This is a genomic window from Streptomyces sp. NPDC088194 (assembly GCF_040702025.1).
Taxonomy (GTDB): Bacteria; Actinomycetota; Actinomycetes; order Streptomycetales; family Streptomycetaceae; genus Actinacidiphila.
Genome location: NZ_JBFBIV010000121.1, coordinates 1 through 20777, shown reverse-complemented (window position 1 = coordinate 20777; position 20777 = coordinate 1). Strand labels below are relative to the sequence as shown.

Genomic DNA, 20777 nt, shown 5'->3' with positions numbered 1-20777 from the left:
TCCGCGCGTCGCTGCGCCCCGACACGCTCGTGCTCAACACCAGCACTATCGCCCCCGCCGAAGCAGCGCTGCTGGCAAGGGAGTTCGGCCCGTCCGACGTCGGTGCAGTGCCAGCGGGCGCGGCCGTAGCCGGGTCCTGAGTCGGCGTTCCCGGGTTCGAGGCGGAAGGCGATCGCCCGGACCACGTCGTCGTCCAGGGCGACCACCGCGGTCACCTCCAGCGCGCCGCCCGCGGTGGGGAAGACCCGGCAGCGGCATACGTACGGGGTACGGCCGCGGGCGCGGCGCCGCCAGTCCGCGCGTTCGGCGTGCAGCTTCCACAGCCGCTGGTAGGCCTCGTCCCTGACCCGGCCGGCGAGGGAGGTCAGTGGCCGGCGGCCGGTGAGGACGTCGAGCAGCCGCTCGGCGAACCACAGGTGCGGCGGTACGGGCCGAGCCGCGGGCCCGGGCCGGGGCGTGGGGCGGCGCGGGTCGGTACGGCGCGGCGGGGCGGTGCCGGCGGCGGGGCGGCGGCCTGGGTGCGGCGGTGCGGGACGCGGCGCCGTGGGATGCGGTGCCGGCGCGGGACGGGCTGCCGGGTGCGGCGCGGTCGGATGGGGCGCCGCGTGAGGTGTCGCGCGGGTGGCCGGGCGGGCCGTGGCGCGGGTGCTCGTTCGGTTCGTGGGCGTCATGCGCATGGCTGTTTCCCCAAAGATCGTTTCCGGTGGTCGATGGGGTGGTTGTAGGCGGCGGCAGGGATCACGGGCAAGCGGCCGGGCGGCCGTCCGGGGGGAATCCGTCGGACGGGAGAGATTCACCTGTGAAGGTGGTGACACCCGTATGCTTCACGCCATGCGCGTCTACATTCCCACCACCCTCGCCGGGCTGGCCGAGGCGTACAAGGCGGGCGAGCTGGGTCCGGCCCCGCTGGACGCCTTCGCGGTCACACCGAGCCTGCGCGAGTGGTACGTCTCCGACGACATCGAGGAACTCGAGTACGCGGCGCTGACCCGAGCCGCTCAGGCGTCGCTGCGGATGCTGGCCGTGCGGCCCGAAGTGCCGCGCAGGCGCGTGGTCGTGGCGGTCGACGTGGCCGACGGCGCGGTGCGTCACGACCCCGACCGCGGCCTCGATCCCGCCGCGCTCGGCGAGGTGCGGCTGGCCGGTGCGGTGCGACTCGCCGAGGCGGCCGCGGTGCATGTGGACGCCGACGACGCCGAGTCCGACGTGGCGGCGGCGGCCGACGCGGTGGGCGCGGTGGACGCCGGGGACGAGGACGCACAGTTCACCGTCGACGGTGCCGAGGATCACGAGCTTTTGTGGTATGCGACGCAGGAGATTCCCCACCTGATCGGCTGACCCCGCACGGAAGTTATCCACAGGCCGGAAACGGGCTGTCGCTGTGCGCGAGTAACGTTCTTGGTGTGAACGCGCACCTCGTATGGGACTGGAACGGGACCCTCTTCAACGACATCGAAGCGGTGGTCGGGGCGACCAACGCCTCCTTCGCGGAGCTCGGCCTGCCGCTGATCACCGCCGAGCGGTACCGCGAGCTGTACTGCGTCCCCGTGCCGCTCTTCTACGAGCGGTTGCTCGGCCGGCTGCCCTCGGACGAGGAGTGGGCCGTGCTGGACGCGGGCTTCGAGCGGCATTACCTGCGGCTGGCCGAGCAGTGCGCCCTCGCCGAAGGAGCGGCCGAACTGCTGGCGTCCCGGCAGGCGTCTGGCCTCACCCAGTCGCTGTGCTCGCTCGCCACGCCCCAGCAACTGCTGCCGTTCGTCACCGCCCACGGCATCAGCGGGCACTTCGTGCGGATCGACGGCCGCAGCGGAGCGGCGAGCGAGGGGAAGTCCGGCCAGATGGCCCGGCACCTGGCCGCGCTCGACGGCCTCGACGGCCGCCCCGTCGTGGTGATCGGCGACGCCCTGGACGACGCGGCCGCCGCCGCCCACGTGGGCGCGTTCGCGGTGCTGTACACCGGCGGTTCACACAGCCGTGCGAGCCTGGAGACCGCCGGGGTGCCGGTCGCCGACAGCCTCGCCGAGGCCGTCGAGCTGGCCGAGCGAATAGCGAGCTGACCTGGACAGGAGCCCCGGTTTCTGTCCATTCGGGCCAAACGTGTGTGGTGCATTTGTACGAAGACGGCGCATGACAGCCACCCCGGCCGGGACGATAGCCTGGCGGGCGTGATCACTGTTGATCCGTGCTCCGGGGGCATCGCGTGCTGACGGGCACGACGAGCCTCCTTTCCGGCATAGCGTCGTCCCGTAGCGGAAACCCCGCGTCGCGGTACGTCGTGCCATCAACCGACGTCACGCAATGGCGCGCGACAGGAGTCAGAGGACATGCAGACCAAGCTGGACGAAGCCAAGGCGGCGCTTCTCGAACGGGCGGCTCTGGCAGGTGAGAACAGCCCGGCGGGGGGACCCCCCGGCCAGGGGCTCGACGCGCTGGCGCTGACCGCGTTTCTCCAGCGCTACTACCTGCACAGCGCACCCGAGGACCTGATCGACCGCGACCCGGTCGACGTCTACGGTGCCGCGATGTCGCACCACCGCCTGGCGGAGAACCGCCCGCAGGGCACGGCCAACCTCCGGGTGCACACCCCCACGGTGGAGCAGAACGGCTGGCAGTGCAGCCACACCGTGGTCGAGGTCGTCACCGACGACATGCCCTTCCTGGTGGACTCGGTCACCAACGCGCTGACCCAGGCCAACCGGGCGATCCACGTGGTCGTCCACCCGCAGTTCCACGTCCGCCGCGATGTCGCGGGCAAGCTGATCGAGGTCATCGGATACGCCTCGGCGGCCGAGGGCGAGTCGCTGCCGCACGACGTGCTGGTGGAGTCCTGGATTCACGTCGAGATCGACCGGGAGACCGATCGGGACGACATCAAGGAGATCACCGCCGATCTGCGCCGCGTGCTGTCGGATGTGCGCGAGTCCGTCGAGGACTGGACGAAGATGCGGCAGGCCGCGCTCACCATCGCCGACGAACTGGCCGCCTCCCCGCCGCCGCTGCCCGAGCAGGAGACCGGCGAGGCGCGGGAGCTGATGCGCTGGCTCGCCGAGGACCACTTCACCTTCCTCGGCTACCGCGAGTACGAACTCACCACCGACACCGACGGGGCGGGCGACACCGAGGGCGAGGACGTGCTCGTCGCCGTGCCCGGCACCGGCCTGGGCATCCTGCGCTCCGACCCGCAGCACCCGCACAACGACGGCACCCACCCCGGGCACCCCGGCCACCCCACCTCGCCGTCCTTCAGCCGGCTGCCCGCCGACGCCCGCAAGAAGGCCCGCGAGCACCGGCTGCTGATCCTCACCAAGGCCAACAGCCGCTCCACGGTGCACCGCCCGTCGTACCTGGACTACATCGGGGTCAAGAAGTTCGACGCCGAGGGCAATGTGATCGGCGAGCGGCGCTTCCTCGGGCTGTTCTCCTCCAGCGCCTACACCGAGTCCGTGCGCCGGGTGCCCGTGGTGCGCCGCAAGGTCGAGGAGGTCCTCGAGGGCTCCGGATACCAGGCCGGCAGCCACGACGGCCGCGACCTGCTCCAGATCCTGGAGACCTACCCGCGCGACGAGCTGTTCCAGACCGGCGTCGACGAGCTGCGCTCCATCGTCACCAGCGTGCTGTACCTCCAGGAGCGCCGCAAGCTCCGGCTCTACCTGCGCCAGGACGAGTACGGCCGGTACTACTCCGCGCTGGTCTACCTGCCGCGGGACCGCTACACCACCGCGGTGCGGCTGCGCCTGACCCACATCCTCCAGGAGGAACTCGGCGGCCTCAGCGTCGACTTCACCGCCTGGAACACCGAGTCGGTGCTCTCCCGGCTGCACTTCGTGATCCGCGTCAACCCCGGCAGCCGGCTCCCCGAGCTCAACGACTCCGATGTCGAACGGATCGAGAACCGCCTCGCCGCCGCCGCCCGGTCCTGGGCCGACGGCTTCGCCGAGGCGCTCAACGCCGAGTGCGGCGAGGAGCGCGCCGCCGAACTCGGTCGCCGCTACGCGGACGCGTTCCCCGACGGGTACCGCGCCGACTTCGCCCCGCGGGTCGCCGTCGCGGACCTCCAGCACATCGAGAGCCTGGGCGAGGACGACTTCACCCTCTCGCTCTACGAACCGGTCTCCGCCGCCCCCGAGGAGCGCCGTTTCAAGATCTACCGGACCGGCGCCCCGGTGTCGCTGTCCGCGGTGCTCCCGGTGCTGCAGCGGCTCGGCGTCGAGGTGGTCGACGAGCGCCCGTACGAGCTGCGCCGCGTCGACAACTCGCGGGCGTGGGTCTACGACTTCGGGCTCCGCCTCGACCCCGCGCTCGGCGATCTGGGCGACGACGCGCGCGAGCGGTTCCAGGAGGCGTTCGCCGCGACCTGGACCGACCGGGCCGAGAACGACGGCTTCAACTCGCTGGTGCTGCGCGCCGGGCTGGACTGGCGGCAGGCGATGGTGCTGCGCGCCTACGCGAAGTACCTGCGGCAGGCCGGTTCGACCTTCAGCCAGGACTACATGGAGGACACCCTCCGGACGAACGTCCACACCACCCGGCTGCTCGTCAACCTCTTCCAGGCCCGGCTCTCGCCCGACCACCAGAAGGCCGGCAGCGAACTGACCGACGGCATCCTGGAGGAGCTGGAGGGAGCCCTCGACCAGGTCGCCAGCCTCGACGAGGACCGCATCCTGCGTTCCTTCCTCACCCTGATCAAGGCGACGCTGCGCACCAACTACTTCCAGCGCGCGGCGGACGGCAAGCCGCACTCCTACCTGTCGATCAAGTTCGACCCGCAGGCCGTGCCCGACCTGCCCGCGCCGCGCCCCGCCTACGAGATCTGGGTGTACAGCCCGCGGGTCGAGGGCGTGCACCTGCGGTTCGGGAAGGTCGCCCGAGGCGGGCTGCGCTGGTCCGACCGCCGGGAGGACTTCCGCACCGAGGTGCTGGGCCTGGTCAAGGCCCAGATGGTGAAGAACACCGTGATCGTGCCGGTCGGTGCGAAGGGCGGGTTCGTCGGCAAGCGGCTGCCCGACCCGGCGGTCGACCGTGACGCCTGGATGGCGGAGGGCATCGCCTCGTACCGGACGTTCATCTCCGGCCTGCTCGACATCACCGACAACCTGGTCGGCGGCGAGGTGGTGCCGCCGCAGGACGTGGTCCGGCACGACGAGGACGACACGTATCTGGTGGTGGCGGCGGACAAGGGCACCGCGTCCTTCTCCGACATCGCCAACGAGGTCGCCGTCTCGTACGGGTTCTGGCTCGGTGACGCCTTCGCCTCCGGCGGGTCGGTCGGCTACGACCACAAGAAGATGGCCATCACCTCCTCCGGCGCCTGGGAGTCGGTGAAACGGCACTTCCGGGAGACCGGCCACAACACGCAGGAAGAGGACTTCACGGTCGTCGGCATCGGTGACATGTCCGGCGACGTCTTCGGCAACGGCATGCTCCTGTCGGAGCACATCCGGCTGGTGGCCGCCTTCGACCACCGGCACATCTTCCTCGACCCGAACCCGGACGCGGCCACCTCCTACGCCGAGCGGCGCCGGATCTTCGAACTGCCGCGCTCCTCCTGGGCCGACTACGACTCCTCGCTGATCTCGGCCGGCGGCGGCATCTACCCGCGCACGGCCAAGGCGATCCCGGTCAGCGCGGCGGTCCGCGCCGCGCTCGGTATCGAGTCCAAGGCGGCGAAGCTCACCCCCGCCGAGCTGATGAAGGCGATCCTCAAGGCCCCGGTCGACCTGCTGTGGAACGGCGGCATCGGCACCTACGTCAAGGCGTCGACCGAGACGCAGGCGGACGTCGGCGACAAGGCGAACGACGCGATCCGGATCGACGGCACCGACCTGCGGGTCAAGGTGGTCGGTGAGGGCGGCAACCTCGGCTTCACCCAGCTCGGCCGGATCGAGTTCGCCCGTTCCGGCGGCCCCGACGGCACCGGCGGCCGGATCAACACCGACGCGATCGACAACAGCGCCGGCGTGGACGCCTCCGACCACGAGGTCAACATCAAGGTGCTGCTCAACAGCACCGTCGCCGAGGGCGACATGACGGTCAAGCAGCGCAACGCGCTGCTCGCCGAGATGACGCACGACGTCGGCAACCTGGTGCTGCGCAACAACTACGCGCAGAACGTGGCGCTGGCCAACAGCATGGCGCAGGCCGGTAGCCTGCTCCACGCGCACCAGCGGTTCATGCGGCGGCTGGTGCGGGACGGCCGGCTGGACCGGGCGCTGGAGTTCCTGCCCACCGACCGGCAGATCCGGGAGAGGTCCGCGGCCGGTGTGGGCCTGACCCAGCCGGAGATGGCCGTCATCCTCGCCTACGCCAAGATCACCGTGGCCGACGAGCTGATCCAGACCGAGCTGCCCGACGACCCGTATCTGCGGTCCCTGCTGCACGCGTACTTCCCGGTGGCGCTGAGGGAGCGTTTCGCCACGCAGATCGACAACCACGCGCTGCACCGCGAGATCGTCACCACCGTGCTGGTCAACGACACGGTGAACACCGGCGGCACCACCTTCCTGCACCGTTTCCGGGAGGAGATCGGCGCGACCACCGAGGAGATCGTGCGGGCGCACACCGCGGCCCGGGCGATCTTCGACCTCGGCCCGATCTGGGACGCGGTCGAGGCGCTGGACAACACGGTCGCGGCCGATGTGCAGACCCGGATCAGGCTGCACTCGCGGCGGCTGGTGGAGCGCGGCACCCGCTGGCTGCTCAACAACCGGATGCAGCCGCTCCAGATCGCCGAGACCATCGAGTTCTTCGGTGAGGGCGTCACCGCGGTGTGGTCGCGGCTGCCGAAGCTGCTGTGCGGCGCGGATCTGGAGTGGTACGGCACGCTGCACGACGAGTTGACGGCCGCCGGGGTGCCGGACGAGCTGGCGACGCGGGTGGCCGGGTTCTCCTCGGTGTTCCCGGCGCTGGACATCGTGGATGTGGCGCGGCGGGCCGGCAAGGAGCCGCTGGACGTCGCCGAGATCTACTTCGACCTCGCCGACCGGCTGGGGATCACCCAACTGCTGGACCGGATCATCCAGTTGCCGCGGGACGACCGCTGGCAGTCGATGGCGCGGGCGGCGATCCGCGAGGACCTGTTCGCGGCGCACGCGGCGCTCACCGCCGACGTGCTCAGCGCGGGCGAGGCCGGTGCCACCCCGGAGGAGCGCTACCAGGCGTGGGAGGAGCGCAACTCCGGTCTGGTCACCCGGGCCAGGACCACGCTGGAGGAGATCCAGGGTTCGGAGGAGTTCGACCTGGCGAGCCTGTCGGTGGCGATGCGGACCTTCCGTACGCTGCTGCGCACGCACCACTGAGGTCCGACTGAGGTTCGAGGGGGCGGGCGCCCGACATCTGGCGCCCGCACCCGCCTCTGACCCGCTTCCGCCTCTGACCCGCGCTCGCCCTGCCCCCGCTCCCGCCCCGCGGCCTTACGGGCTCGGCATCTTCCACAAGGTGAGCTTGCCGGTGTAGACGGGGGTCTTGTAGTAGTTCTCGCTCGGGGTGGTGCCGGTGATCAGCCACATGGCGAGGTGGCCGGAGGTGGTCACCGTGCAGAGCCGGTCGCCGGTCCTGATCAACGGGTCGTCGCCGACCAGGTCGCTCGCCTGGACCTGGCCCGGCAGCGGGTTGGCCTCGGCGGCCTCCCGGCAGGCCACGGGGGACGCGCTCGCGGACTTGCCCGTGGGCGTGTCGAAGGTCAGGTAGTCGTCGCCGTAGTTGAGCTCGACCTGGCTGCTGGACAGGCTGTGCTTCGGGTCGACCAGCGGGGTGTCGAGGTCGACGTCGGGGCCGGGGTCGATGGAGTTGGGCGGGCGGACCGTCAGCGAGCGGTCAGCGAAGATCACCTGGTAGCCGCCGTCGCCGGCCGAGCCGCCGCCGGGGGTGGTGGCCGTGTTGGTGGCCGGTGCGGTCGCGGGGCTGCTGGGCGTGCCGGTGGACGGCGAGCCGCCGGAGTGGGTGGCCGGCGCCGAGGTGGCGTGGTCCGGGCCGGCGGAGGAATGGCCGTTGTCGCTGGTGTACCGGGTGATGGCGTAGGTCAGGGTGACCGCGAGGACCAGGGCGAGCGCGCCGCCGCCGATCACCAGCAGCTTGTGGGCACGGCCGCCGGGTGTCGGGACCTGCCGCGTGTCGGGCTCGGGGTCGGCGTTCGGCGGGCCGTAGCCGGCCGGTGGTTGCCCGGCGCCCGGGATGCTCGCACCGGGGGAACCGGGTGCGCCGGCGCCCGGGTGGTTCGGTGGCACGCCCGGGCCCGCTCCGAACCCGGTGGGCGGCGCGAACGGGGGGACCGGGGGCTGCCCGGCTTGGGAGCCGGGCGGTGCGAAGGCTGGCGGGTCCGGCACGGTCGGCCCGGAGACGGGTTCCGGCTGCGGCGGGTTTTTGGCGGCGGCCTCCCGCCGTACGATCTCGGCCGCGACCGGCTGCGGCAGCCAGTCGGTGAAGTCCCGCAGCGAGCGGCCGGCGGCGTGGGCGCACAGTTCGGCCAGTTCGGCGGGGGAGGGCCGCACCGCGGGGTCGGCGGTGAGGCAGCGGGTCAGCACCGGCCGCAGCACGTCGGGGTAACCGGACAGTTCCGGCGGTCGTATGGAGGTGTTGGCGATCTTCGTGGCGAGGGTGATGGCGCCCGCGTCGCCGTAGGGGTGGCGGCCGGTGGCGGCGACGGCGGCGATCAGGCCGAGCGAGAACAGGTCGGCGGCCGGGGTGAGTTCGAGCCCGTTGGCGTGCTCGGGGGACATGTACTGCGGGGTGCCGATGAGACCGCCGCTGCGGGTGAGCTGGGTGGAGTCGGCGGCCCTGGCGATGCCGAAGTCGATCACCCACGGCCCGCCGGCGGCCAGCAGGACGTTGCTGGGCTTGAGGTCGCGGTGGATGATCCCGGCCGCGTGCACGGCGCGCAGCGCCTCCGCGGCACAGCCGACGAGTTGGAGCACGGTCGGCAGCGGCAGGGCGCCGTACCGGGCCAGCGCCTCGTTGAGCGGCAGCCCCGGCACGAACGTGGTGGCCAGCCATGGCTGGTCGCCGGTGGTGTCGTGGTCGACGACCGGGACCACGTGGTAGCCCTGTACCTGCCGGGCGGCGCGTACCTCCTGCTGGAAGCGGCGGCGGAACTCCTCGTCGCGGGTGTACTCGCGCCGGATCAGCTTCAGCGCGACCGGCTGCCCGCCGCGGGTGTGCGAGAGGTAGACGGTTCCCATGCCGCCCTCGCCGATCCGGGCGACGAGCCGGTAGCCGGCCTGCTCGCGCGGGTCCTGCGGGCCGAGCGGGCGTAACTGGCCGCCCTGGTCCGGGTTTTCCCCGCCGCGCCCGGCCGTACCGCCGCTCGCACTTGCCCCGCCGTACGCGCCTGCCCCGCCGTACGCGGGTCCGTTGCCGTGCATGTGTCCGTCGTCGTGGCCGGCGATGTCGGGCACCCCCCTTGGATAGTCGAAACGGCCTGATGGTACCGAGGGCGCCCTTCCCGTATCGGCCACGTCGTCAACTCGGTTCAGGTTCGGGGCACTTCGGTGACGTACGAAGCCGCGGGCGGCGAGGAACGGGAGCCGTGCGGGCATGACGGCGCCCGTTCTCCCGCCGGGTGGGCGGGCGAACGGGCGCCGGGTTGGGGCTACTTCACCGCCCCCGCCATCACGCCGGAGACGAACTGCCGCTGGAACGCGAAGAACACGACCAGCGGGACCACCATCGACAGGAAGGCGCCGGGCGCCAGGATGTCGATGTTGTCGCTGAACTGCCGTACCTGTTGCTGGAGGGCGACCGTGATCGGCTGCGAGTCGCTGTTCGCGAAGATCAGCGCGACCAGCATGTCGTTCCACACCCACAGGAACTGGAAGATGCCGAGCGAGGCGATCGCCGGGCCGCCCAGCGGCATGATCACCCGGGCGAACAGCCGGAGTTCGCCGGCGCCGTCCAGCCGGGCGGCCTCCAGCAGTTCGCGCGGGATCTCCGCGAAGAAGTTCCGCAGCAGGAAGATCGCGAACGGCAGTCCGAAGGCGGTGTGGAAGAGCACCACCCCGGAGATGTCGCCGAAGATCCCGATCTTGCCGAAGAGCTTCGCCACCGGGACCAGCGCCACCTGCACCGGCACCACCAGCATCGCCACCACCCCGATGAACCACCAGTCGCGGCCGGGGAACTCCATCCACGCGAAGGCGTAGCCGGCCAGCGACCCGATCACCACGACCAGCAAGGTGGCCGGGACGGTGATCAGCGCGGTGTTCCACAGCGAACTGGTGATCGCGTGGTTGTCCAGCAGGGAACGGTAGTTGGTGACCGTGAGCTGGGTCGGCGAGGTGAAGACCTTCCACCAGCCGGTGGCCGCGATGTCCTGCCGGCTGCGCAGGCTGGACAGCAGCAGCCCGATCGTGGGCATCAGCCAGAACAGCGCCACCACCAGCAGGACCAGCCGGAGCAGCCCGCCACTCGCGGCGCCGGCCAGCCGCGCCCCGATCCCGCGCCGGCCGGCACCCGAAGACGCCGCGCCCGAAGACGCCGCGCTCGGAGCCGCCGTGCTCGGAGCCGCCGCGCCCGGAGCGCCCGTCACGGCCGCACCCGTACCCGTACCCGCTCCCGCGATCGCGCCCTCATCCGTCGCATCCGCGCTCATCGCCGTCCCTCCCTGCGCAGCCGCCGGATGTTGAAGATCATGACGGGCAGCACCAGCAGCAGCAGGATCACGCCGATCGCGCTGCCCACGCCCAGGTCGTTGCCGCCGCCGAAGGACGACAGATAGAGCTGGAGGGCGAGCACGTTGGCGTTGGACTGGGTGTTGCCGGGCGCGATGATGTAGACGAGGTCGAAGATCTTCAGCACGTTGATCATCAGCGTCACCATCACCACCACCAGCACCGGGGCCAGCAGCGGCACGGTGATCCGGCGGAAGACCTGCCACTCGCCGGCGCCGTCCACCCGGGCCTGCTCCAGCAGTTCGCGTGGCACCCCGGCGAGCCCCGCAGCGATCAGCACCATCGCGAAACCGGCCCACATCCACACGTAGGAGCCGATGATCGAGGGGGTGACCAGATCCGGGCCGAGCCAGTTGATGCCGTTGTACTTGCCGGAGAAGTTCGAGGCGGGCAGCCGCAGTTGGGCACCGGCCGCCTTCGCCGGCAGCGCGTAGGTGCCGTCCTTGCCGGACTTGGCCGAGGCGATCACCTTGCCGTCCTTGACCGCCTCCACCTTCACCCCGGACAGCGCCTTCTCGCCCGGGTCGATCACATTGGGCTTGCCGGTGCCGCCGGGCCGGAAGTCCAGCCACACCGTGCCGGTCACCGAACCCGGCTTCGCCGGAGCCGGCTTGGCCTGCTTCGCGTTGGACGGCAGCTCGGTCGGCGGGATGCCGACCAGCGGCAGGTCCGCCGACGTGCCGATGCTCGCGGTCGACGTGGAGGTGAACGACCCGCCGGCGGTCGGCTTCAGGTCGCTGTCCGGCCGCGGACGTGCCCCCGGGTAGGCGGAGTTGCTGGTGAACGTGTCGTGCACGGCCACCACCACGGCGTTCGCCACGCCGCGCGAGGGGTCCTGCTCGTACACCAGCCGGAAGATGATGCCCGCGGCCAGCATCGAGATGGCCATCGGCATGAAGATGATCAGCTTGAAGGCGGTTCCCCAGCGGACCCGTTCGGTGAGCACCGCGAAGACCAGGCCGAGCGCGGTCGCCACGGTGGGCGCCACCACCACCCAGATCGCGTTGTTGCGGACCGCGGTGAGGATGCCGTGGTCGGTGAAGACCGTGCCGAAGTTCTTCAGCCCGACGAACGAGTCGCCGTTGGCGTTGAAGAGGCTGCGGTAGACGGTGTAGCCGATCGGATACGCCACCAGCGCGCCCAGCAGGACCAGCGCGGGCAGCAGGAAGAGCGCGGCGATCCACGGGCGGGTGCCCATGACACTGCGGCGCTTGCCGGGGCGCCGGCCGGAGCCGGGCCCCTCGACGGAGTCCGTGGCGGACCCCCCGACGGGACCCGGACCAGCCGGAACGGGGACGGCACCGGAGATGCCGCCACCCGCTCCGACCGGACCGCCCGCCCCTGGAACAGAGGCGTCAGTCATCCGACCTCAGCTCCCGTACGCCTTGGCCGCGTCGGACTCCAACTTGGCCTGCACGCCGGCCACATCGGACGGCTTGGCGAGGAAGACCTGAAGGTCCTTCCACTCTCCCTGGCCCTTGGTGCCGCCGAAGGCCGCCGGCGCCTGGTCCGACATGTCGAACCGGAAGTCGTCACCGGAGCCGATCAGCGCCTGGGCGATGGTGCGTTCGGTCGCGTCCGGGTACGCCGAGAACGGCAGCGCCTTGTTCGGCGAGAGGTAACCGCCGCTGGACGCCCAGATCTTGGCCGCGTCGGTGGACGCCACATACGTGAGCAGCGCCTGCGCGCCGGCGTTGTCCTTCAGCGCCACGCCGACGTCGCCGCCGCTGACCACCGGCGCCTTGCCGTTGCCGACCGCCGGGAACGGGAACACCTTCGCGTCCGTGCCGACCTTCGCCTTGGTGTTGGCGGAGATGAACGACGCGACGAAGTCGGCCTCGTAGACCATGGCGGCCTTCGGCGGGTTGCCGCTGAACACCTGGGTGACCGACTTCGGGAAGTCGTTGGCGAGCGCGGTGGACGTGCCGCCGGCGACCAGGTCCTTGTTCCCGAAGAGCTGGGCGAGCGTGGTCAGCGCGGTCTTCACCGACGGGTCGGTCCACTTGATCTTGTGCGCGGTGAGCGCGTCGTACTTCGCCGGACCGGCCTGCGAGAGGTAGATGTTCTCGAACCAGTCGGTGAGGGTCCAGCCGTCCGCGCCGCCGATCGACACCGCCGGGGTGCCGGACTCGTAGACGGTCTCGGCGGTCTTCAGGAAGTCCGCCCAGGTCTTCGGCACGGTCGCGCCCGCGTTGCTGAAGGCGCTGGAGTTGTACCAGATCAGCGACTTGTTGGCGACCTTGGCGTAGACGCCGTACTGCTTGCCCTTCCAAGCGCCCAGGTCCTGCCAGCCCTTGGAGTAGTTCTTGCTCAACTGCGCCTGCGCGCCCGGGCCGAGCGGTTTGAGCCAGCCCTTGTCGGCGAACTGGTGCAGCACGCCCGGCTGGGCGAGGAACGCGACGTCCGGCGGCTGCCCGCCCTCGATCTTCGTGCCGAGGAAGGTCGACTGGCTGTCACCGGTCGGTACGAAGGTGGACTTCGCGCCGGTGAGCTTGTCGAACTGGTCCAGGACCTTCTGGAACGCCTTCTGTTCGGGGCCGGTCCACACGGCCGCGACTTCGAGCTTCTGGCCGTGCAGGTCGGGCAGTTTCAGTTCGCTTCCGTCGCTCCCGCTCCCCGTGGAGGACGCCGACGACGTGTTCTTGGCATCGTCCTTCTTGCCGCTGCCCCCGCCGCACGCCGCGGTGGTGAGCGCAAGCGCCGACACCGCCACCGCGGCGAGCGCTATGCGCGTAGTGCTCCGTCGTGCGTGCTTGGTGTGTGTGCGCTTTAAGGTACGCATGTCGTCATCCCCTCAGTCCCGTGGCGACTGTCCTACGCCCGTCGCGACAGCGCTCGCAAGGTCTTACGCGGGCTTGCGGGGGTCATTGTGACTATGCCGTGATCTTGGATCAAACCCTTCGGGGGCAGGTACGGACGGACCGTCAGGTCCGGGCGGAAAGCCGTGCGGAACCACTCGGTGAACGTGCCGGCGCGGGCCTCGGCGAACGCCGGAACGGGGCCCCTGGCAAGGGATTTGGTCGGAGTTGCCGCGCCGCGCCCGGCCGCGCCGTGTCCCGCGCCGTGTCCGATCCGCACGGTGCCGTGTCCGCGCCGCGCCCCTGCGGCGCTGCCTTCCGGGCCGCGCCGCCTTCCGGGCCCGGCCGCCTCCCCGCCCTAGATCCGCGGCTGGATCAGCGCGGCCGGCGCGGTGGCGGCGGCCGCCTGGCGCGCGCCGCGCGGCGCGGGCTCCTCCGGCGGCGTCTCGGCGGCACGTTGCAGCGCGCTGGCCAGCAGCGCCAAGTCGGTCGGCCCGTTGCCGAGTTCGCGGACCTGGCGGCGCGCCGGCGGGTCACCCATCCGCTCCCACTCCAGCGGCACGACGGTCGGCCGCAGTGTCGCGGTACGCGGGATGCGCGCGCTGACCCGGGCGGCCTGGAACGGCGTCACCGCGCCGCCGGGGCGCCGTAGATAGCCGCGCCCGGGCACGGCGTCGTCCAGCCCCGCCGGGTCCTCGACGTGCACCAGCAGGGCCGCCGACTCCGGGTCCGCCGTCCGCAGCGCTATCCGCAGCCGGGCCCGTTCGTCGGTGTCGGTGCCCGCGGTGCGTTCGGGGCGGCCGGTCGCGGCGAAGAGGTGCACGCCGAGCCGTTCGCCGTCCCGCGCCACCGCTTCCAGCGCCCGTACCACGCTGCCCGCGGACGGCCGTCCGGGACTGCCGAGGCCCGGTGCCACGAGCGCGTCGAAGTCGTCCACGACGACGACCAGGCGCGGGAGTACGGGCACGGGCCGCGCGGCGGCACCCGGCCCGGAGCCGGCCGAAGCGGAACCGGCGGAGCCGGCGGAACCAGGAGAACGGGCAGAACTCGCGGCGCCGGCAGAACTCGCGGCGCCGGCCGAACTCGCGGCGCCGGCCGAACCCGCGGCGCCGGCCGAACTCGCGGCGCCGGCCGAACCGGCGGCCGAACCCCCCGCACCGGTCGCGGAGTCGGCCGAGCCCTGACCTCCCCTGCGCCCGCCCTGATGCGGCACCATCCCCGTCATCGCGCCCCTGCTGTGCCACGCCGCGAAGTCCTCGCCGCCGAGCACCTCGGCCCGCCGCTTCAGCTCCGCGCTCAGCGCCTGCGCGAACTCCCGCATCCGCACCGGGTCCGTGGCCACCAGATGCGTGGAGACGTGCGGCAGGTCGGCGCAGGAGGCCAACCCCTCACCGCGCTCCGCCCCGGCCCCGTCCACCAGCACCAACGCCAGCCGCTCCGGCCGGTCCGCCGCCGCCAGCGCGGCCACCAGCGAACGCAGCAGCTCCGTCTTCCCCGCGCCGGGCGCGCCCCCGACGATCGCGTGCGGCCCCTCGGCCACCAGGTCGACGGCCACCCGGCCGCCCGCCCCCACCCCGATCACCGCGGCCGCACCCCCGGCCGTCCCGGGCGCCTCGCCCCACCGCGCCGCGATCCGGGCGGGCGTCGCGATCGCGAGGTCGAGCTCGTCCAGCAGCCGAACGGTGGTCGGCAGCACATGCCGTGACGGTACGTCCACCGATCCGGCGTCGGCCTCCCGCAGAGGTGCGAGCGCCCGCGCGAAGTGCTCGGCCCACACCGCGGACACCGCGTCCAGCACTATCGTGCCGTCCACCGGCGCCGCCGGGTACGTGCCCGCACCCGCCCCCGCGCCGTACGTCCCCGGGGCCGCCTCCAACCGCAGCGTGGTCGCCACGTCGCCCGACACGTGGGCCACCACGCCGCCCTGGACGGCGGGGCGTTCACCGGTCTCGGCGAGGCACAGCACATGGATGCCGGCCGACGGTCCGGCCGTCGATATGCGGGTCAGGGCGTCGCGCAGGGCCGCGGAACCTGGGTCGCCGTCGAGGACGAGAAGCGTGTACGGGCCGTCGTGGCGGGCCGCGGCGGCGGTGACGGCGGACTCCGGCGCGGTCGCCCACCCGGGCCCGAGCGGGCCGGACTCCAGCCGCCGGACCAGCTCGGAGGTGCGGGCCTCGGCCTGGTCGCGGTCGAAGGCGAGCAGCAGCCGGCAGTCCTGGCCGTGCGCGGGCCGCAGGTGCGGCAGCCAGTTCAGCCAGGACCACTCCTCGGTGCGCTCGTCCGCGCCCCGGGTACGGTCCGCGCTGACCAGCACCACCTCCAGCACGGCGGGGGAGTGCAGCGCGCACAGCTGCGCGAGCACCGCCCTGGCCAGCCCGGCCAGCCGCGGCCGGGGACCGGCCAGGGTCAGCGCCGAGGTGGCGGGGGCCCGCAGGTCCACGGTGTACGGGGCGCCGCGCAGCAGCCCGGTGCCGTCCGGCGCCGGGAGGTCGGCGGTGCCGAGGCGTACGGTCAGCGCGTCCGGGTGGGTGGGGGCGCGCTCCCACAGCCGGCGGCCCGGGCCGAGCGCGGTCAGCAGGACCGCCGCCGGGTCGGGCCAGCGCTCGCGCAGTGCCTCCGCGGCGGCGGGGTCGTCCGCAGCCGTCTCGGGCCCGGCGTCGTCGGGCGCCTGGCGACCGCCGGCCAGCCGCCTGGCCCACGCTCCTATGGCGCCGACGACCCCGGCGCGCGGCGGCTCGTCGAGGTCGCGGCGGTTCCGCTCGCCGGTGGCGCGCCGGGAGCTGTCCACGGCGGGTGGCTCGGCGGGCGGCCACGCCGCGCCCCCGAGAGTCTCCGGGCCGCGGTCGTGGGCGCTGTGGCCGCTGTGGTCGCTGTGACCGTCGGCGCCGCCGTCACCGGCGAAGCCGCCGTAGCCCCCGTGGCCGTCGCCGTCGGCGCCGCCGGGAACGGCGTCACCGTCCGGCGCCCCCCGGCCGGCACCGGTCGGAGCACCGTGCGGATCGTCGCCGCGGACTTCTTCGTACGGCCCCGGTCCTGCGGTCGGACGTCCGGCGCGGGCCGAACCCCGGGTCCCCGGCTCCGCGCCGCTCTCCGGCCCGCCGTCCCCGCCGCGCGGCGCCACCCGCAGGTGCCCCTCGCTGTCCACGGCGGTCGACAGCGGCGGGGGAGCGGCCGGGCGGGCCCGGGTGAGGCGGAGCGTGGACTCGCCGATCCGCAGCAGTTCGCCGGGCGGGAACGGCAGCGGGTGGGTGCCGACCGGGCGGCCGGACAGCGTGGTGCCGTTGGTCGAGCCGAGGTCGGCGACGGTGACCGTGCCGTCGGGGCCGACCGCGATCTCGCAGTGCAGCCGTGACACGTCGGGGTCGTCGAGCGGCACGTCCGCGTCGGCGGAGCGGCCGACACCCGCCTGCCCGCCCTGGAGCAAGTGCACGCCGCCCGCGTCGGGACCGCCCACCACATGCAGCGTGGCGAGGTCGGCGGGCGGCCTGCCGTACTGCCCGAAGCGGCCGTACTGGCCGTGGTCGCCTTGTTGCTCGGCAGGGGCGTGCAGGGAGATCAGCGCGCCGTCCACGAGGGGCGGGACGCCGAGGACCGCGGTGGGGGCGAGCCGGCCGGTGCCCGCGTACAGCACCACGGAGCTGCCCGAGGAGCGGCCGCCGGGCTGGGCGGAGCCGGCCGCCGAGGCCAGGGCGCCCGCGACGGTGCTCAGCGCGGTGCCCGCGGGAGCGGTGACGAGCACGTCACAGCCGCGGGCTGCCCGGCCGCTGCCGCGCGGCCCGAGGACGGTCAGCCGGATCTGCATCTCGTCCGCGGTCCCTTCTCCCCGTGGCCCGGGTACGCGCAGGGAAGATGCTCCCCGCCCGCGCCCGCACCTCGACGTACACCTACGCGGTCACGCGCGCAGTGGCTCGACGGACGCGCGTACGCGGTGACTTGACCCCTGCATCCTCCCACCCCTCGGTGACAGTTCGCCCCCGCCCCGACGATCTTGGCTCCCCGGGGTGCGGTTGGTGCGGCCGGGGGCCGCAGGCCCTGCCCCCTGCGGTGGGTGCGCCGGACCATCGGCCGGTGGGTGGCTGGTCGCGCAGTTCCCCGCGCCCCTGGGGGGTGAGCGTTTTCCGCGATGGTGAGCCACAGCGGGGGGCTCGGGGTACGGCGCGGCTTGCTGTGGCGTGCTGGGGCCGCAGGCCCTGCCCCCTGCGGTGGGTGCGCCGGGACCATCGGCCGGTGAGTGGCTGGTCGCGCAGTTCTCCCCCAGAGCTTCGCCTGGGAGGTACCCCCACGCGCCCCTGGGGGGTGAGCGTCTTTCGTGGTGGTGAGCCACAGCTGGGGGCGCAACCGTTGGGGCGCGGCGCAGCGTCTACCTGGGAATCCGGCACCCGGCGGCGGCAGGCTCTACGCTGGGCCGGACCGGGAAAGACCATCACGCAGCAGGGAGCGCATGACGTGCGGCCGGTAGGCAGCAAATACCTTCTGGAGGAACCGCTCGGACGCGGCGCCACCGGGACCGTCTGGCGTGCCCGCGTGCGCGAGGACGAGGGCACCCTGGTCGCGGTCAAGGTGCTCAAGGAGGAACTGGCCGGCGACCCGGACGTGGTGATGCGCTTCCTGCGCGAGCGCTCCGCCCTGCTGCGGCTGCGGCACCCGCACATCGTCCGGGTCCGTGACCTCGTGGTCGAGGGCGACCTGCTCGCGCTGGTCATGGACCTGATCGACGGCCCCGACCTGCACCGCTACCTGCGGGAGAACGGCCCGTTCAGCCCGATCGGCACCGCCCTGCTGACCGCGGCCGTCGCGGACGCGCTCGCCGCCAGCCACGCCGACGGCATCGTGCACCGCGACCTCAAGCCCGCCAACGTGCTGCTCGCCACCACCACCGGCGAGGACGGCGCCGAGCGGATGCACCCGATGCTGACCGACTTCGGCATCGCCCGGCTGGCCGACTCCCCGGGGGTGACCCGCACCCAGGAGTTCGTGGGCACCCCGGCCTACGTCGCCCCGGAGTCCGCGCAGGGCCGCCCGCAGACCTCGGCGGTCGACGTGTACGGCGCCGGCGTGCTGATGTACGAGCTGGTCACCGGGCGTGCGCCCTTCCGCGGCGACTCCGCGCTGGAGGTGCTGCACGCCCACATGACCGACCAGGCCGAGCGCCCCGGCAACGTGCCGGAGCCGCTGTGGACCGTGATCGAGCGCTGCCTGCGCAAGAACCCCGACCAGCGGCCCAGCGCGGAGAACCTGGCGCGGGCGCTGCGGGTGGTCGCCGCGGGCGTGGGGGTGCACGCCAGCCCGGCGCAGGCCGAGGCGGCACTCGGCGTAGGCGCGCTGCTCGGCCCCGAGGCCGACCCGGCGCTGGTGCCGGGCACCGGTGACCCCGCGGCCGCCGGAGCCTTCGGCGACGCCGAACCCACCCAGGTGCTGCCGGCCGGCAGCTCGGCGTACGACCCGAACGCGACGACCGGAGTGCTCGACGCGGACCGCTACCGCGGGGCCGTGGACGCCGCCGATGCCGCGAACGCGGCTGACGCCGCGGGTGTGGCCGGCGCCGCCGACGGCACCCGCGTCCTGCCCGCCTCCGAGGCGCAGGGCCCGCCGCAGGCCCAGGGCCCGCACCCGTGGGAGTCCCAGCTCAGCGCCGCCCGCCACCGCAACGAGCAGACCGAGGTCCGCCAGGTCCCGCCGGAGATGGACCCGCTCTACCGCCGCCCGGTGCGCAGGGCGCAGCAGCAGCCCCCGCAGCAGTCGCAACCCCCGCAGCAGTACGGCGGCGCCCGGCCGTACCCCCAGCAGGGCAACCCGGGACAGGCCGGCCCGTACGGCTACCCGCAGCAGCAGCCCCAGCAGCAGCGGCCCCAGCCTCAGCAGCAGCGCTACCAGCCGCCGCCGCAGAACTACGAGCCCCAGCGGTACGAACCGCAGCGCCCGCCCGCGCCCGCGGCGCCCGCGCGGGGGCACGAGCCGCGCGAGCCGCGGCGCAGCGCGAACCCGATGAAGATCCCGGGCCTGGGCTGCCTGAAGGGCTGCCTGATGGTGATCCTCGTGCTCGTGGTCATCTTCGTCGTGGTCTGGTACACCACGCCGCTGCCCGACTGGGTGAACAGCACCCGCAACCTGTGGGACGCGACGTCGAGTTGGGTCAACACCGCGTGGGACAAGATCTCCGCGATCACCGGCGACTCCGGTGGCGGCTCCGGCGGCAACTGACCGTTCCGAAAGCCCGCCGCACCCGTCCCGCCGCACCCCGTCCCGCCGTACCCCGTCCCGCCGCACCCCGTCCCGGCTCGGCTCGGCCTGACCCGGCCTCACCCTGCCCGTCCCGGCCCGACCTTGCCCGTCCCGAGGGTGCCCCGCCGCACCCTCGGGACGGCCCGCATCCACCCGATTCGCCTCCTGGGTTGGGGATTTGTCGACTTCCAGAGGGTGATTTCTCCGGCAGAACGCCTCCTCACCGGCCGGGGGCGTCCCGAACAGCCGTCGAGCCGCGTAGCTTTGTCGCCAACACGAGCCATCACGCGGTGCCCCACGGCGTCCCGGTCCCACCCGACGCCCCCGACACTCGGCAACGCGGCGGACCGTCGGAGGAGTCGGAGCAGCCTTGGCCAGGAAGATCGGCAGCCGGTACACCGCCCACCAGGTGCTGGGGCGCGGTTCGGCGGGCACCGTGTGGCTCGGCGAGGGACCCGAAGGCCCGGTCGCCATCAAGCTGCTGCGCGAGGACCTCGCCTCCGACCAGGACCTGGTGGGCCGGTTCGTGCAGGAGCGCACCGCGCTGCTGTCGCTGGACGACCCGCACATCGTCGGCATCCGCGACCTCGTGGTCGACGGCACCGACCTCGCCCTGGTGATGGAGCTGGTGCGCGGCACCGATCTGCGCTCCCGGCTGGAGCGCGAGCGCCGCCTGCTGCCCGAGGCGGCCGTCGCGATCGCCTCCGACGTCGCCGACGGCCTGGCCGCCGCCCACGCGGGCGGTGTCGTGCACCGGGACGTCAAGCCCGAGAACGTGCTGCTCGACTCGGCCGCGGTCCCCGGCCCCGGCGGCGCGCCGCCCGCGCTGCTCACCGACTTCGGCATCGCCCGCCTCGTGGACACCCCGCGCCGCACCCGCGCGACCCGGATCATCGGCACCCCCGACTACCTCGCCCCCGAGATCATCGAGGGCCTGCCGCCGCGCGCGTCCGTCGACATCTACGCCCTGGCCACCGTGCTCTACGAACTGCTGGCCGGCTCGTCGCCCGCGACGTCCGCCACGTCCTCCGGCACGTCCGGCGGCACGGACTACACGAAGCTCGTCGACCCGTTCGTGTCGACGGCCGGCGACGAC

The 20777-nt window shown here is 73.1% G+C and carries 10 protein-coding genes and 2 pseudogenes; 6 read left to right on the top strand and 6 right to left on the bottom strand.

Features of this window, described 5'->3' with window-relative positions:
* A pseudogene (locus AB0399_RS36555) lies at window positions 1-131 on the top strand (6-phosphogluconate dehydrogenase); the annotation flags it as partial.
* A 24-nt stretch (window positions 132-155) separates the two neighbouring features.
* On the opposite strand, the pseudogene AB0399_RS36550 reads toward AB0399_RS36555, so the two are convergent.
* Window positions 156-671, bottom strand: a pseudogene (locus AB0399_RS36550) (Rv3235 family protein); the annotation flags it as partial.
* Window positions 672-831: 160 nt separating this feature from the next.
* Here AB0399_RS36550 and AB0399_RS36545 point away from each other — a divergent pair.
* From AB0399_RS36545 to AB0399_RS36535, 3 genes are all read left to right on the top strand, one after another.
* Window positions 832-1338: a hypothetical protein gene (locus AB0399_RS36545; protein ID WP_329369022.1), complete on the top strand. Its 507-nt coding sequence runs from the start codon at window positions 832-834 to the stop codon at window positions 1336-1338.
* A 65-nt stretch (window positions 1339-1403) separates the two neighbouring features.
* Complete coding sequence (locus AB0399_RS36540; protein WP_366414225.1) at window positions 1404-2057, top strand: HAD family hydrolase; 654 nt, start codon at window positions 1404-1406, stop codon at window positions 2055-2057.
* A 267-nt stretch (window positions 2058-2324) separates the two neighbouring features.
* Complete coding sequence (locus AB0399_RS36535) at window positions 2325-7295, top strand: NAD-glutamate dehydrogenase (protein WP_329369025.1); 4971 nt, start codon at window positions 2325-2327, stop codon at window positions 7293-7295.
* A 114-nt stretch (window positions 7296-7409) separates the two neighbouring features.
* On the opposite strand, the gene AB0399_RS36530 is transcribed toward AB0399_RS36535, so the two are convergent.
* The 5 genes from AB0399_RS36530 to AB0399_RS36510 form a co-directional block, all read right to left on the bottom strand.
* Window positions 7410-9389 (bottom strand): protein kinase, encoded by a 1980-nt coding sequence (locus AB0399_RS36530; protein WP_366414224.1) that lies wholly within the window; start codon window positions 9387-9389, stop codon window positions 7410-7412.
* A gap of 194 nt (window positions 9390-9583) precedes the next feature.
* Window positions 9584-10582 carry a carbohydrate ABC transporter permease gene (locus AB0399_RS36525; RefSeq protein WP_366414223.1) on the bottom strand — a complete coding sequence of 333 codons (999 nt, stop codon included), beginning with the start codon at window positions 10580-10582 and terminating at the stop codon, window positions 9584-9586.
* Complete coding sequence (locus AB0399_RS36520) at window positions 10579-11859, bottom strand: sugar ABC transporter permease (RefSeq protein WP_329369032.1); 1281 nt, start codon at window positions 11857-11859, stop codon at window positions 10579-10581. The genes AB0399_RS36525 and AB0399_RS36520 overlap by 4 nt, the downstream gene beginning before the upstream one ends.
* 171 nt (window positions 11860-12030) lie before the next feature.
* Window positions 12031-13374 (bottom strand): carbohydrate ABC transporter substrate-binding protein, encoded by a 1344-nt coding sequence (locus AB0399_RS36515; protein WP_329369034.1) that lies wholly within the window; start codon window positions 13372-13374, stop codon window positions 12031-12033.
* Window positions 13375-13817: 443 nt separating this feature from the next.
* Window positions 13818-17261, bottom strand: a complete 3444-nt coding sequence (locus AB0399_RS36510) for an FtsK/SpoIIIE domain-containing protein (protein WP_366414222.1) — start codon at window positions 17259-17261, stop codon at window positions 13818-13820.
* Window positions 17262-17905: 644 nt separating this feature from the next.
* Between AB0399_RS36510 and AB0399_RS36505 the strand changes: the two genes are divergently transcribed.
* Both AB0399_RS36505 and AB0399_RS36500 read left to right on the top strand, forming a co-directional pair.
* Window positions 17906-19660: a serine/threonine-protein kinase gene (locus tag AB0399_RS36505; RefSeq protein WP_366414221.1), complete on the top strand. Its 1755-nt coding sequence runs from the start codon at window positions 17906-17908 to the stop codon at window positions 19658-19660.
* A gap of 391 nt (window positions 19661-20051) precedes the next feature.
* Window positions 20052-20777: serine/threonine-protein kinase (locus AB0399_RS36500; protein ID WP_366414220.1), on the top strand; the 726-nt coding region annotated here is incomplete at its 3' end.

Excerpts from the sequence above, each read along its gene's own strand:
- AB0399_RS36520 (WP_329369032.1), bottom strand. The coding sequence starts at position 11,859 with ATGGGCACCCGCCCGTGGATCGCCGCGCTCTTCCTGCTGCCCGCGCTG.
- AB0399_RS36545 (WP_329369022.1), top strand. The coding sequence starts at position 832 with ATGCGCGTCTACATTCCCACCACCCTCGCCGGGCTGGCCGAGGCGTAC.
- AB0399_RS36510 (WP_366414222.1), bottom strand. The coding sequence starts at position 17,261 with ATGCAGATCCGGCTGACCGTCCTCGGGCCGCGCGGCAGCGGCCGGGCA.
- AB0399_RS36525 (WP_366414223.1), bottom strand. The coding sequence starts at position 10,582 with ATGAGCGCGGATGCGACGGATGAGGGCGCGATCGCGGGAGCGGGTACG.
- AB0399_RS36535 (WP_329369025.1), top strand. The coding sequence starts at position 2,325 with ATGCAGACCAAGCTGGACGAAGCCAAGGCGGCGCTTCTCGAACGGGCG.